This window comes from Actinorectispora metalli (assembly GCF_056323685.1).
The window spans coordinates 2,428,602-2,442,434 of the sequence record NZ_JBREYE010000001.1; the positions used below are offsets into that span (position 1 = coordinate 2,428,602).

The window sequence follows — 13,833 nt, forward strand, 5'->3', positions numbered from 1 at the left end:
CTACGTCACGATGCGTCGGCGCCGCCGCGACCTGCTGGGGGTCCGTCGTCGGTGGTCCGGTTTGGTGGGACTGTGGCTGTCCGTAGACGCAGGTGTGGTGACGGCTACAGGTGTGGTTAGGGCTTCTTGGGGCGCCAGATGACCAGGGAGGTCTCCTGGCGCAGGGGGACGAGGTCGCGGCGGTAGGAGCGGTGTACCGCGGCGGCCGCTCGGTCGGCGGCGCCGTAGGCCGCCGCGAGTTCCTCGGTCAGGTCGGCCACCTTGGCCTGCAACAGGCCAACCTGCTGCTCAAGCTCGATGATGCGCTTGATGCCCGCCAGGTTCACGCCGTCCTCCTGGGACAGCCGCTGAACCTCGCGCAGCAGCGCGATGTCCCTGGTGGAGTAGCGCCGGCCGCCGCCGGGGGTGCGGCCCGGCGAGACCAGGCCCAGCCGGTCGTAGGTGCGCAGCGTCTGCGCGTGCAGCCCGGAAAGCTGGGCGGCAACGGAGATCACGAACACCGGGGTGTTCTCGTCGGTACCGGGCGGGAACGGGATGGTCATCCAGTCCTCCCAAGCAGTCCGTTCAGCTCGGCTCGCGGATCATGCCCCGCGGTCGCCGCCGCGTAGGACTCCAGTGCCTCCTTGGCCTTGCCATCCAAAGTGGACGGAATGGCCACCTGGAGGGTGACCAGCAGGTCGCCGGTCCTGCCGTCGCGCCGGTGCACGCCCTTGCCGCGCACCCGGAGCGTGCGGCCGCTGGCGGTGCCCGCGGGCACCCGGACCGACACCTTGCCGTCCAAGGTAGGCACGCTCAGCGTGGTGCCAAGGGCCAATTCGGGGAAGGTGACCGGCACCGCGATGGTCAGGTCGTCACCCTTGCGGCCGAAGATCTTGTGCGCGTTGACGTGCACCACGACGTACAGATCCCCCGCGGGCGCGCCGTTGCGGCCCGGTTCGCCCTGGCCCGCCAGCCTGATCCGCTGGCCGTCGTTGACCCCCGGCGGAATGCGCACGGTCAGCGTGCGGGTCCTGGTGCTCACCCCGTCACCGCCGCACTCGATGCACGGCTCGTCCACGATCCGCCCGCTGCCGCGGCAGTCCCGGCACGGCTCGCTGAACGCGAACGTGCCCTGGGTGGTGCTTACGAAGCCGGACCCCTCGCAGGCGGTGCACCGGCGCGGGCTGGTGCCCGGCCGCGCCCCGCTGCCCGAGCAGGTGGCGCAGCTTGTCGGGCTGGTCAGCCGCAGCGGCACGGTGGCGCCCTGGACCGCCTCGGTGAAGTCGATGCGCACCGAGGTCTCCACATCGGAGCCCCGGCGCGGTCGCGGCTTGCCCGCGCCCGCCCGCTGGTTGGCGAACAGACCGCCTAACAGGTCGCCGAGCCCACCCGCCGTGCTGGGGCCCGCCGTCCCGCTGAACAGGTCGTTGAAGTCGAACCCGCTGGTGTTGAAGCCCCCGGTGTTGAAGCCGCCACCCGGCCGGTAGCCCGAGCCGAACAGCCGCCGCGCCTCGTCGTACTCCCGCCGCTTGCCCGCATCGGAGAGCACGCCGTAGGCCTCGGAGACGGCCTTGAAACGCGCCTCCGCCTTCACATCCCCCGGATTGGCGTCGGGATGCAGCTCCCTGGCCAGCTTCCGGTACGCCTTCTTGATCTCCTCCGCCGAGGCGTCGGAGGAGACGCCCAGCTCGGCGTAGAAGTCCTTCTCGATCCAATCCCGCGCGGTCACTGGGCGCCCTCCTCTCGCTCGGTCAGTTCTCCGGTTCCGCCTGTGCCGCTTGGCCGTTGTCCACCGCTCCGCCGGGATCATGATCGGTCACGGCGACCAGCGCGGGCCGCAGCACACGCTCCCCGAAGCGGTAACCGCGGCGGAGTACACCCGTCACGGTCGGCTCGGTGACCTCGGGCGAGGTGGCGTGCTGTACGGCCTCGTGCACGCTCGGGTCGAACGGCTCGCCCTCGTGCCCGAAGGCCTCAAGGCCCGCCTTGCCCAGCGTGGTGGCGATCTTGTCGGCGACCGCCTTGAGGCCGCCGGTCAGGTCGCCGTGCTGCTCGGCGCGCTCGAAGTCGTCCAGCACCGAGAGCAGGTCGCCCGCCAGCGACGCCCTCGCCGCGGTGGCCACCAGCTCCCGGTCACGCTCGACGCGCTTGCGGTAGTTGGCGTACTCCGCGGTGATGCGTTGCAGGTCGGCGGTCCGTTCCTCGAGTTGCCGTTGCAGGTCGCCCAGTGCCTGGCCCGCTTCTTCCACGGCGGCCGGGGCGACCCCGTCGGTGGTCGGCTCGGCCGAGGAACCGGTGCCGGGCGGGCCTGCGTGCTTGCCCCGCAACTGCGACCCTCCCTCCTGCTCTGTCGCATCCGATCCGGTGGGCGGCGTGCGGACCTCCCCCGTCTGGGGGTCGATCCGCCGCCGGTCCCGCACCACGACCCTGGGCTGCTCGCCCTCGGTCTCGGCGATGTGTGACTTGTCCGCACTCACTTCTTGGCGTCCTCGTCGACGATCTCGGCGTCAACAACGTCATCGGCCTTGGCCTGCGCACCGTTGGTGTCGCCCGCCGGACCGCTGCCGTCGGCACCGGCCGCGGCCTTGTCGGCGTAGAGCGCCTGGCCCAGCGCCTGCGACTCGGTGGCCAGCTTCTCCATCGCGGCCTTGATGGCCGGGATGTCGTTGCCCTTCAGGGCATCGTTCGCCTCGCCGATGGCGACGTTGACCTTCTCCTTGATGTCCGCGGGAAGCTTCTCGTCGTTGTCCTTGACGAACTTCTCGGTCTGGTACACCAGCGTCTCGGCCTGGTTGCGGACCTCGGCCTCCTCGCGGCGGCGCTTGTCCTCCTCGGCGTGCGCCTCGGCGTCCTTGACCATCCGGTCGATGTCCTCCTTGGGCAGCGCGGAGCCGCCCGTGATGGTCATCGACTGCTCCTTGCCGGTGCCAAGGTCCTTCGCGTTGACGTGCACGATGCCGTTGGCGTCGATGTCGAAGGTGACCTCGATCTGCGGCATGCCCCTCGGCGCGGGCGGCAGGCCGGTCAGCTCGAACATGCCCAGCTTCTTGTTGTGCGCCGCGATCTCGCGCTCACCCTGGAACACCTGGATCTGCACCGAGGGCTGGTTGTCATCGGCCGTGGTGAAGATCTCCGAGCGCTTGGTCGGGATCGTGGTGTTGCGCTCGATGAGCTTGGTCATGATGCCGCCCTTGGTCTCGATGCCCAGCGACAGCGGGGTCACGTCGAGCAGCAGGACGTCCTTGACCTCGCCCTTGAGCACACCGGCCTGCAGCGCGGCGCCGACGGCGACCACCTCGTCCGGGTTGACGCCCTTGTTGGGCTCCCGGCCGCCGGTCAGCTCCTTGACCAGTTCGGCGACCGCGGGCATGCGGGTGGAACCGCCCACCAGCACCACGTGGTCGATGTTGGCGACGTTGATGCCCGCGTCCTTGATCACGTTGTGGAACGGCGCGCGGCAGCGGTCCAACAGGTCGGAGGTGATCCGCTGGAACTCGGCCCGCGACAGTTGCTCGTCAAGGAACAGCGGGTTCTTGTCCGCGTCCACGGTGATGTAGGGCAGGTTGATGCTCGCGTTGGACGAGCTGGACAGCTCGATCTTGGCCTTCTCCGCGGCCTCGCGGATGCGCTGCATGGCCATCTTGTCCTTGGCCAGGTCGATGCCCTGGGACGCGCGGAACTTCTCCACCAGCCAGTCCACGATGCGCTGGTCCCAGTCGTCACCACCGAGGTGGTTGTCACCGCTGGTGGCGCGGACCTCGACGACGCCGTCGCCGAGTTCCAGCAGGGACACGTCGAAGGTGCCGCCACCGAGGTCGAAGACCAGGATGGTCTGCTCCTTCTCGCCCTTGTCCAGCCCGTAGGCCAGCGCGGCCGAGGTGGGCTCGTTGACGATGCGGAGGACGTTGAGGCCCGCGATCTGGCCCGCTTCCTTGGTGGCCTGCCGCTGGGCGTCCTCGAAGTAAGCGGGGACGGTGATCACCGCGTCGGTGATCTCCTCGCCGAGGTAGGCCTCGGCGTCCCGCTTGAGCTTCATCAGCACCCGGGCGCTGATCTCCTGCGCGGTGTACTTCTTGCTGTCGATCTCCACCGACCAGTCGGTGCCCATGTGCCGCTTCACCGAGCGGATGGTGCGGTCGACGTTGGTGACCGCCTGGTTCTTGGCGGGCTGACCGACCAGCACCTCGCCGTTGCGGGCGAAGGCCACGATCGATGGGGTGGTGCGCGATCCCTCGGAGTTGGCGATGACCGTCGGCTCGCCACCCTCGAGAACCGCGACGACCGAGTTGGTCGTTCCAAGGTCGATGCCGACCGCACGAGCCATGGGTTACTCCTCCAAGCTTCTCGACACCCTTTTGCCTGTTCAAGTGCGCGTTCGGCGCTACCTTGAGCAGTGGTGACTCAAGTTTACCGACGCCGATGATAGCGCGTCGGCGCCAAACTTGAGCGGGGGGTGCTCAACCTTACGAGCGGTTCAACGTGCGGCGGTTTCGAGAGGTTCCCGGGTGTGAGCGGAACGGGTCTCGGACGTAACCCGAGTGGACGGGGTGCTGGCCGGCGGGGTGAATCGCGCGGCGTGCCGGCCAGCACCCGTCAGGGGCCATCGCTTCGCTGGGCAGAACGAAGCGGGCCCGCGGGCTCTAGCCCCGTTGGGCAGAACGGAGCGAGCCCGGGTCTTGCGGCGTCTGGGGATCCAGTCGTTCGAGCCTGGCCGGATGGAGGCGCCCACTAATTTCTTTCGCAAGTACCTGCGCCTGGGTTACGTCGATCTCGCGAAACTTAATGCTGTCGCGACCTGGCCTGCACTGGCCGAGCTTCCACAGCGCGGCCCGCGCCACCGTCGCGATCACCACGAAGCCTCCCGAGGTCGGCCCGTCCGGACCGAGCACCACCGGCAGATCCCCGTTCACGTTGACCCCGCCCACCGGGTAGGGGCCGTCCAGCAGGTTGGACGGATGCCCGCCCGCGACCCCGCCATTGCGCCTGGCCCACTGGAACTTGGGCCCGTGCAGCCGCACGCCGGTTCGGTTGGAGTTCAGACCCACCTTCCACTTCGAGGCCGTGAACAGGCTCCAGTCGCCCGGTGTGAGGAAGTCCGGGTCGGCGTGCGGCCCACGGATCACCTCGATCTCCCAGTCTCGGGCGTAGCGCGGACGCAGTTCGGGAGGCAGCCGGAAGGCGTCCGGACGGCCCGCGTCGCCCGCCGGGATGTGCAGCTGGTCGTCCGGCAGCAGCGCGCGTCCGGAGAGGCCGCCGATCCCCGCCGCCGCGTAGGTGGAGCGGGAGCCGAGCACCTCCGGCACCACGAAGCCGCCGGAGAACGCCAGGTAGGCGCGGAACCCGTGGCCGCCGCCCATGGTGACGACGATCTCCTGCCCCGCCTTCACCCGAATCCCCTGCCAGGTGGGCATGGAGACGCCCGCGACCTCGAGCGATATCGCCTCGGCTCCGGTCACCGCGACCACCCCGTCGCAGAGCGCGGCGACGTGGATGCGGCCCAGCGGGATCTCCAGCGCAGGCGCCGAGTCCGCGTTGCCCACCAGCAGGTTCGCCGTCCGGTGCGCCACCGGGTCCATCGGACCGGACCAGGCGAAGCCCTCGTGTTGAAAGCCCCGCCTGCCGGGCAGGTCCTGGATGGTGGTGAACAGTCCGGGCTCGATGACTTCCAGCGCTGGGATCACGGCACCTCCACGAGGGCCGAGGCGGCCTCACGGTGCAGGCGCAGCCGCTCGGTCTCCTGCCGGGCCGCGGCCTCTCGGGCCAGATAGGCGCCGACGTCGAAGGGCCGTTCCTCGATTCGGTACCGGTAGTCGTCGTCCAACACCGCGCGCCGCAGGTCGGCGAGCTCCCCCTGCTCGACGCGCTCGAACCTGACCCGGTCGCCCGCCCTGATCAGCAGCGGGTCGCGGCGGAACGCCTCGTTCAGCCGTCGCATGTCGAAGATTTGCAGCGTGCGGCCGATGAGCTGGTAGCCGCCCGGCGATTCGAAGGGGTGGATGGACAGGCAGGGCCCGCCGAAGCACACCGCGCCCTCGCCGGTCCACGCGCGCGGCGGGTTGTACTTGGGCGCCGACAGCTGGACGGAGGGGTCGAGCGCGACCAGGAACGGCAGGCCGGGGATGAAGCCGTTGCACGCGTTCCACCACTCGGTGCGCAGGATCGCGGCGTAGAGCGCCTCGCGGTCCGGCAGCCCGTTGTAGCGGACCAGGTAGTCGATGTTGTTGCCGCCCTCGCAGTTCGGGGCGTCCACCCTGGTCGTCGCGAGGTAGCGCTGGATCGCCTCGCGGGACCGGTTGTCGTCGAACGCGATGGGGAGGGTGACCAGCCTGCTCGGCACCACCAGGTGGTCGATGGCGGGTACTTCGGCGTGCACCGAGGACAGCACCTCGATCAGCGTCCGGTGCTCAAGGACCGAGGGGTCGAAGCAGAGCAGCAGCGAGCGCAGTCCCGGCACCGTTTCGACCAGCCCACGCAGTCCGGCCTCGGCGAGCTTGTCCACCACCGCGTGGACGAAGAAGTTCAGCCCGAGGTCGAGGTCGTGCGTGCCGTACTCGACGAGCAGGGAGCAGTCGCCCGCGATCCGGTACGTGATCTCCGGTTGCTGCGAAGTTCCGTGGTGGCGCTCGATGGTGGGGGCCGCCATGCGTTGAGCCCTTCGGGTCGGCTTCGGTCCTTAGTACAACTTTCAACTAGTAGTTATTCCCTCCGTGTCAAGTGACTGCGGATTTCCGCTGATGTGATGCAACTGTGATGCAGGGCACAAGTGGGTGAAGATCGAGTGGCGGAGCGCGTTGATCAGCCCCCTGGAGGACCGACGCTGAACACCACATTGGAGTGATGCGCGTCGCGTCGACTCTGGTGCGTGATGTCCTGGTGTACGGATCGACAGGCCTCGGGAGAAAAGGCCTGGTTGGCGCACCGTGGGCGGTTGGACCCGCGGAGTTCTGAGGCTTGCCTTCGTGACCCAATTCGCCGCGCGACCTGCCGTCGAGCACCCTATGCTTCTTGTTACTCACCGGTAACCAAGATCGAGGCGGTGCGATCGCCCCGGATGCGGTGTGATACCTGGTGTTGGCGGAACCGCGTGCTACCTACTCGCCAGTAGGCAGGCGTAGTCTCGCGCCACGCACATTTCGGACGGAGGGCAGCTGAACAATGGGTGCGCTGCAGCTCGCGCTGGGACTGATCTGCGTCGCCATCACGCTTGTCGCGGTGGTTCTCGGCGCCAAGACCGTGGCCAGGATGGTGCGCACCATCCGGCTCGGACAGTCCGACCCGACACGGAACGGCCCCTTCGGCGCCCGGATCGGCACGCTGTTCAAGGAATTCCTCGGCCACACCAGGATGCTCAAGTGGAGCACGATCGGTGTCGCCCACTGGTTCGTGATGATCGGCTTCGGCTCGCTCTTCCTGACCCTGGTCGAGGCCTACGGTGAGGCGTTCTACCCGCGCTTCGAGCTTCCGATCATCGGCCACTGGACGATCTGGGCGGTCTTCGTCGAGCTCGTCGGCCTCACCACGGTGCTCGGCATCCTGACGTTGATCGTCATCCGTCAACTGCACCACCCGCGCCGCGCCGACCGGCAGTCCCGCTTCGCGGGCTCCAACTTCTGGCAGGCCTACTTCGTCGAGGCGATCATCCTCGGCGTCGGCATCTGCATTTTCCTCATCCGCGGCTTCAAGGCGGCCAACGGGCTGAGCCACCACCCCGACTGGGCCACCCCGATCAGCAACGGCCTCGGCGCGGTGCTGCCAGCCAACCTCAATTGGATCTCGATCGCCGCCACGCTCAAGATCGTCATCTCGATGACCTGGCTGATCGTCATCTCGCTCAACATCACGATGGGTGTGGCCTGGCACCGATTCACGGCGTTCTTCAACATCTACTTCAAGCGCGAGGACGACGGCGGCGTCGCGCTCGGCGCGCTGAAGCCGATGATGAGCGGCGGCAAGCCGCTGGACTTCGAAGAGGCCGACCCGGAGAAGGACGTCTTCGGCGCGGGCAAGGTGGAGGACTTCAGCTGGAAGGGCTGGCTGGACTTCACCACCTGCACCGAGTGCGGCCGCTGCCAGTCGCAGTGCCCGGCCTGGAACACCGGCAAGCCGCTCTCGCCCAAGCTGGTGATCACCTCGCTGCGCAACCACGCCTACGCCAAGGCGCCCTACCTGCTCGCGGGCGGCGCCAAGGACATGGCGGGCGACGAGGTCGGCATCACCGGCGACGACGCCGAAGCCCGGCTGGCCACCATCCCCAAGGACGCGCTGGCCGAAGCCGAGCGTCCCCTGGTCGGCGAACTGGACGCGCTCGGCATCATCGACCCCGAGGTGCTGTGGTCCTGCACCACCTGCGGTGCCTGCGTCGAGCAGTGCCCGGTGGACATCGAGCATGTGGACCACATCGTGGACATGCGCCGCTACCAGGTGCTGATCGAGTCGAACTTCCCGTCCGAGCTCGGCGGCATGTTCAAGAACCTGGAGAACAAGGGCAACCCCTGGGGCCAGAACGCCAAGGACCGCCTGGCCTGGACCGAGGACCTGGACTTCGAGGTGCCCGTCTTCGACGGCGAGTTGGCCGACGACGTGGAGTACCTGTTCTGGGTCGGCTGCGCCGGTGCCTTCGAGGACCGCGCCAAGAAGACCACCCGAGCCGTCGCCGAACTGCTGCACATGGCGGGCGTCGGCTATGTGGTGCTCGGCCCGGAGGAGACCTGCACCGGCGACCCGGCCCGCCGCGCGGGCAACGAGTTCCTCTTCCAGATGCTCGCGCAGCAGAACGTCGAGGTGCTCAACTCCGTCTTCGAGGGCAGGCAGCCCGGCAAGCGCAAGATCGTCGCGACCTGCGCGCACTGCTTCAACTCGCTGGCCAACGAGTACCCGCAGCTCGGCGGCAACTTCGAGGTCGTGCACCACACCCAGCTGCTCAACAAGCTGGTCCGGGAGCGGCGCCTGGTGCCGGTGGCGCCGGTCGCCCAGGACGTGACCTACCACGACCCGTGCTACCTGGGCAGGCACAACAAGGTGTACTCGCCGCCGCGTGAGCTGGTCGGCGCCTCCGGTGCGACGCTGCGCGAGATGCCGCGGCACGCCGACCGGTCCATGTGCTGCGGTGCCGGTGGTGCCCGCATGTGGATGGAGGAGCGCATCGGCAAGCGGATCAATGTCGAGCGGGTGGACGAGGCACTGGGCACCGCGCCGCAGAAAATCGCCACCGGCTGCCCGTTCTGCCGGGTCATGCTCACCGACGGCGTCACCGCCCGCCAAAGCGACGGCAAGGCCGCGGAGAGCCTCGAGGTCATCGACGTGGCGCAGCTGCTGCTGGCGTCGGTGAAGCGGAGCCCCAACGGCCAGAGCGGCACCGAACTCGGCGGCGAGGCGGAGGCCGACGGCGAGGCCGACACCCCCACCTCGGAGACGCCGACCGGCACGCCGCTGTCCGAGGAGGACAAGACTTCGGCGGGCTGACGTGTGAGACGAAAGCGGCCCCGACCGGGCAACCGGTCGGGGCCGCTTCCGTCCCATCAACCCCCGAGGGCGGCCTTGGCGTAGTCGCGCAGCTCGGGCTCTTTGAACACCAAGCGCTTCTGGCCGATGTTGGCCCAGATGAACGAGGTCAGCAGCCCCGGCAGCTGCCTGCCGAGCTCCGGCCACAGGATCGGCATGAACAGCTCCGAGCAGACCGACTTGCGCACCCTGGCGGGATCGGCGGGACCCTCATGGGTGAGTGCGTCCAGCGTCAGCTCGTAGGCCACCGCGTGTACGGCGAGCTCCAGGTGCTCGGACAACCGGCCAGGACACGCCTGCGCCAAGTCGATGTGTGCCGCCCCCGGCAGCGCACTGGCCTCCTTGCCCGGCGCCGCGGCCTCGTCAGCGGTGGAGTAGATCGAGGTGAAATCCGGTCCCGCGGGCATCGCCCCGCCCGCCAGCAGGGCCTTCGACCAGTTGGAGCCCCAGCCGAACTGCCAGAACGCCTCCGGGCAGCCCGCGGCGAACGGCCCGACCACCTTGCAGTACAGGGTGCCCGTCTTGGACCCGTGGAACGGTGAGCCCAGGCTGATCGCGTCGTCGACCTTGGACGCGATGTCCGGCCAGAACCGCGTGACCCAGGCCGGGTGCAGCCCGCCCTGGCTGTGCCCGACAGTGGAGACCTTGCGCCCGGACCGCTGGTGCACGGTGCGGATCGCGTGCACCACGTATTCGGAGCTGACCTGCATGTCGTTCCAGCCGCGCTTCGGGTAGTCCACCCAGCAGGAGGGGAATCCCTTGGCACGCAACGCCGCCGCGTAGTTCCACGCGAAGTTCTCATCACCCTCGACCGTGGTGCCCGGAATGAAGAGCACCGGCGTCCGGGTGGCGTTGTCGACCGCGTCGTCGCAATGCAGAGCGGCCTCAAGCTCCGCGACCGGAGTGAGCAACGCAGGCCCCACCGGAGCAGCCGAGGCAACTCCAGCCACCATTCCACTTGTGATAAGAGCACTGACCAAAGCCAACGCCACTACGCCCGAACGGCGGATTATTTGCATGCCGGGAGCGTATGAAGGTGGTGTGATCGGAGCAATAGTGTATCGATCAAGTGTCGACAAGTTAGGTATTTGAGCAGGTAGAAAGCTCGCATGGAGTGCCCGAAATTGTGAGATTTTCTGGTAATAACACTGATCAGATGTGATGGATTACAACGCGCCTTCAAATCCGGAAAGGTGAGTTACCAAGGAGGTGGGGCAGTGCTTCGAAACCGAGGAGCCGGGGGCCTTGTCGTTCGATCCGTTGAGCTACTCGACCTCTGAGAGCCAGCTCACCAGGGCTGCCGCGTCTCGGCGGAAGGCGTCCTCGCTGTCGTCCTGGACGAACTCCAGCATCGCGAAACGGTCGGTGCCATCGGCTGCCAAGTGGGCGAGCACGGGCTGCCAGAGGTCGGCGCGGTCCGCCAGCGGCAGCCTGGTGTCGTAGCCGTCCTCTCCCCAGGAGAAGACATGCGCCGCGCGCAGCCGTGGCAGCAGAGCGTCCACCTCGGATAGACACTGCGAAAGCACCGGAAGCTCCCGCGGCTGCCAGTACGGCACCACAGTCGTACTGTCCACTTCGGACAAGAGCTGAAGTGTCGACGCGAGGTCGTCGGTGAGGGACTGGGAGTGGTACTCCACGGCGATGGCGATTCCCGCCTCGCCCGCCGAGTCGGCGCAGCGCCGGATGTCGTCCACGACGCGCTGTCGCAGGGCGGGGTCGGTGTCCGTGGGGTCGGCCATGCCCGCCCAGATCCGGATCGCCGGGGCGCCGAGGGCGCGGGCGCTGGCCAGTACGTCGGCGAAACCGGCGGGGTCGCTGTGGCCCGACTTGTGGTACGAGCCGTAGCCCTCCACAAGCAGGCCCGCGGACGCGCACAGGTCGCGGGCGCGTTCGGCGGCACCAAGGTCTCCTGCGGGGACGTGCACATCGCCCGCCCAGGTCACCGCGCGCAGGCCCGCCTCCGCGGCAAGCTCCACCACGCGGGGCACGTCAAGCTGGCGGAAGGTCACCGAGACCAGGCCGGGGATGATCACGCGAACCTCCAGGAGCGGTTAAGTGATAACGATTATCATCTTAACCACGTCTGGACGTGTTCGGTAACCGTGCTTGTCGGGTTTCCGGGCAGCGGCGCCGCTGCCCGACTGAGAACTGTCGGGCAGCCCGAGCACGGCTGACGGCAAGCCGCCGCTAACCGTCGCGGCGAGTCGAGGCCTGTTCCTCCGCGACGGGCTTGTGGATGTCCTGCCGGTAGCGCCACAGGCCGTACAGCGTGCCGCCCACGATGAACGCGCCGAAACCGATCATCGCCACATTGCTCAGCCACGGGTACTGCTCCAGCACGCCGTGCGCGTAGTAGCCGATCAGGATCAGGACCGGCACCCACGCGATGGCGCCGAGGACGCTGGCCGCCAGGTACCGGCGGCGGTTCATGCCCGCGGCGCCCGCGATGATCGGCGCCAGCGTGCGCACCCACGGCAGCCAGCGGGCCAGCACGATCGCCCAGAAGCCCCAGCGGTCGAGGAACCGTTTCGCGCGGTCCAGGTTCTCCTGGTTGAGTACCCGCCCGCCCTTGCGGGCCAGCAGCCGGGTGCCGGTCTTCGCGCCGATCAGGTAGCCGACCTGGTTGCCCGCCACCGCGGCGCCCATGGTCGCCACCGACAGCGCCCATGCGTGGTAGTCGTGCGTCTGTTCGGCCAGCACCAGGCCCGCGGTGAGCAGCAGCGAGTCACCGGGCAGGAAGAGCCCGATGATGAAGCCGCACTCCAGGAACACGAAGCCGACGACGACGATCCAGACCATCGCAGGGCCCGCATCCGCCAATCGCCCGATGGCCAGGAGGCCTGCGGGAGCAAGAGCGGTGGTCACGGGGGCGAGCCTACGTCTTCGCGTCGCTCGTCACTGCCGGAACCCTGGATATGGCTTCAGCGAACCGACAGCGTCTAGCCTCGAACGATGGACTCCCTCATCGTCGACCTGTTGGTCGAGGCCCTGGGCAGCGACGGAGTTCTCACCGACGCGGACGTGCTGGAGGGCTACCGGCGGGACATGACGCCGACCGCGCCCGCGGGTATGCCGATCGCAGTGGCGCGGCCCAGGGACACCGAACAGGTGCGGGCTGTGGTCCGGGCCTGCGCGCGGACCGGCACCCCGATCGTGCCGCGCGGCGCGGGCAGCGGGCTGGCGGGCGCGGCCAACGCGGTGGACGGCTGCGTCGTGCTGTCCACGACCAGGATGAACAACATCCTCGAGGTCGACGCCGACAACCGGCTGGCCGTCGTGCAGCCGGGGGTGGTGAACCTGGACCTGCGCAACGCCGTGGAGAAGCACGGCCTGTTCTATCCGCCGGACCCCTCCAGCTACGACTGGTGCACCATCGGCGGCAACCTGGCCACCAACGCGGGCGGACTGTGCTGCGTGAAGTACGGCGTGACCACCGACTCGGTGCTCGGCCTCGAGGTGGTGCTCGCCGACGGCGAACTGCTGCGCACCGGCAGGCGCACGGTCAAGGGCGTCGCGGGCTATGACCTGACCAAGCTGTTCATCGGCAGCGAGGGCACGCTCGGCGTGATCACCTCGGCGACACTGGCGCTGCGGCCGCTGCCGCAGGCCCCGGCCACGCTGGTGGCCACCTTCGGCAACACCCTGGCCGCGGGCCAGGCGGTGACCAGGATCGTCCGCGAGGGGCTGGTCCCGTCGCTGATGGAGATCATGGACACCGCCTCCATCCGCGCCGTCGAGAAGTACCTGCACACCGATCTCGGCGTGGCGGGCGGGGACGACGTCGCGCTGCTGCTGTGCCAGTCCGACTCCGGCGGGGAGGCCGCCCGCCGGGAGATCAGCGCGATCGAGCAGGTCTGCCGGGACGTCGGCGCCGACCTGGTGCACGCGACGGACGATCTGGCTGAGGGCACCATGCTGCTCACCGCCCGCCGGGCGGTGCTGCCCGCCCTGGAGGTCTACGGCACCTGGCTGACCGACGACGTCTGCGTGCCACGCACCCGCATCGCCGACCTGATCCAGGGCTGCGCCGAGCTGGCCAAGGTGCACGAGTTGCGGATCGCCGTCGTCGGCCACGCAGGCGACGGGAACATGCACCCGACGATCGTCTACGACCCGTCCTCGGAGCGGGAGACCGCCGCCGCGAAGAAGGCCTTCGGCGAGATCCTGGAACTCGGGCTGCGGCTGGGCGGCACGGTGACCGGCGAACACGGCATCGGCAAGATCAAGAAAGAGTGGCTGGCCACCGAGATAGGACCGGTCGGGATGCGCGTCCATCGCGCCATCAAAGCCGCCCTCGACCCGGAGAACCTGTTCAACCCCGGGTCGATGTTCGACCAGACCTGAGCGCCCTGC

General features: G+C 68.6%; 11 protein-coding genes. 2 read left to right on the top strand and 9 right to left on the bottom strand.

Annotation, left to right across the window (positions count from 1 at the left end):
• Positions 1–116: 116 nt before the first annotated feature.
• From ACU6XJ_RS11335 to ACU6XJ_RS11360, 6 genes are all read right to left on the bottom strand, one after another.
• Positions 117–542 carry a heat shock protein transcriptional repressor HspR gene (locus ACU6XJ_RS11335; RefSeq protein WP_476309503.1) on the bottom strand — a complete coding sequence of 142 codons (426 nt, stop codon included), beginning with the start codon at positions 540–542 and terminating at the stop codon, positions 117–119.
• Positions 539–1,708 carry a molecular chaperone DnaJ gene (gene dnaJ / locus ACU6XJ_RS11340; protein ID WP_476309505.1) on the bottom strand — a complete coding sequence of 390 codons (1,170 nt, stop codon included), beginning with the start codon at positions 1,706–1,708 and terminating at the stop codon, positions 539–541. The genes ACU6XJ_RS11335 and dnaJ overlap by 4 nt, the downstream gene beginning before the upstream one ends.
• Before the next feature lie 22 nt (positions 1,709–1,730).
• A complete protein-coding gene (gene grpE, locus ACU6XJ_RS11345; RefSeq protein ID WP_476309508.1) occupies positions 1,731–2,456 on the bottom strand; it encodes a nucleotide exchange factor GrpE in 726 nt (241 codons plus the stop codon).
• Complete coding sequence (dnaK, locus tag ACU6XJ_RS11350; protein WP_476309511.1) at positions 2,453–4,303, bottom strand: molecular chaperone DnaK; 1,851 nt, start codon at positions 4,301–4,303, stop codon at positions 2,453–2,455. The genes grpE and dnaK overlap by 4 nt, the downstream gene beginning before the upstream one ends.
• A gap of 316 nt (positions 4,304–4,619) precedes the next feature.
• Positions 4,620–5,660 carry a 5-oxoprolinase subunit C family protein gene (locus ACU6XJ_RS11355; protein ID WP_476309512.1) on the bottom strand — a complete coding sequence of 347 codons (1,041 nt, stop codon included), beginning with the start codon at positions 5,658–5,660 and terminating at the stop codon, positions 4,620–4,622.
• Positions 5,657–6,622 carry a 5-oxoprolinase subunit B family protein gene (locus ACU6XJ_RS11360; RefSeq protein WP_476309515.1) on the bottom strand — a complete coding sequence of 322 codons (966 nt, stop codon included), beginning with the start codon at positions 6,620–6,622 and terminating at the stop codon, positions 5,657–5,659. Before ACU6XJ_RS11360 ends, ACU6XJ_RS11355 begins: the two co-directional genes overlap by 4 nt.
• A 512-nt stretch (positions 6,623–7,134) precedes the next feature.
• Between ACU6XJ_RS11360 and ACU6XJ_RS11365 the strand changes: the two genes are divergently transcribed.
• On the top strand, positions 7,135–9,441 hold the full coding sequence (locus tag ACU6XJ_RS11365; protein ID WP_476309518.1) for a (Fe-S)-binding protein: 2,307 nt from the start codon (positions 7,135–7,137) through the stop codon (positions 9,439–9,441).
• A gap of 56 nt (positions 9,442–9,497) precedes the next feature.
• Here the strand turns inward: ACU6XJ_RS11365 and ACU6XJ_RS11370 are convergent, their stop codons facing one another.
• From ACU6XJ_RS11370 to ACU6XJ_RS11380, 3 genes are all read right to left on the bottom strand, one after another.
• The gene (locus ACU6XJ_RS11370) at positions 9,498–10,403 is read right to left on the bottom strand and encodes an esterase/lipase family protein (protein ID WP_476309520.1); all 906 of its coding nucleotides are present in this window, start codon (positions 10,401–10,403) and stop codon (positions 9,498–9,500) included.
• A 342-nt stretch (positions 10,404–10,745) separates the two neighbouring features.
• Positions 10,746–11,513 carry a sugar phosphate isomerase/epimerase family protein gene (locus ACU6XJ_RS11375; RefSeq protein WP_476309523.1) on the bottom strand — a complete coding sequence of 256 codons (768 nt, stop codon included), beginning with the start codon at positions 11,511–11,513 and terminating at the stop codon, positions 10,746–10,748.
• Between the two features lie 154 nt (positions 11,514–11,667).
• Positions 11,668–12,345, bottom strand: coding sequence for a DedA family protein (locus ACU6XJ_RS11380; RefSeq protein ID WP_476309526.1), 678 nt, complete (start codon positions 12,343–12,345; stop codon positions 11,668–11,670).
• Positions 12,346–12,432: 87 nt separating this feature from the next.
• On the opposite strand from ACU6XJ_RS11380, the gene ACU6XJ_RS11385 reads away from it, so the two are divergent.
• A complete protein-coding gene (locus ACU6XJ_RS11385; RefSeq protein ID WP_476309528.1) occupies positions 12,433–13,824 on the top strand; it encodes an FAD-binding oxidoreductase in 1,392 nt (463 codons plus the stop codon).
• Positions 13,825–13,833: the final 9 nt, after the last annotated feature.

Bases quoted from the DNA above. Each gene is read 5' to 3' on its own strand.
- ACU6XJ_RS11385 (WP_476309528.1), top strand. From the start codon at position 12,433: ATGGACTCCCTCATCGTCGACCTGTTGGTCGAGGCCCTGGGCAGCGAC.
- ACU6XJ_RS11365 (WP_476309518.1), top strand. From the start codon at position 7,135: ATGGGTGCGCTGCAGCTCGCGCTGGGACTGATCTGCGTCGCCATCACG.
- ACU6XJ_RS11335 (WP_476309503.1), bottom strand. From the start codon at position 542: ATGACCATCCCGTTCCCGCCCGGTACCGACGAGAACACCCCGGTGTTC.
- ACU6XJ_RS11360 (WP_476309515.1), bottom strand. From the start codon at position 6,622: ATGGCGGCCCCCACCATCGAGCGCCACCACGGAACTTCGCAGCAACCG.
- dnaK (WP_476309511.1), bottom strand. From the start codon at position 4,303: ATGGCTCGTGCGGTCGGCATCGACCTTGGAACGACCAACTCGGTCGTC.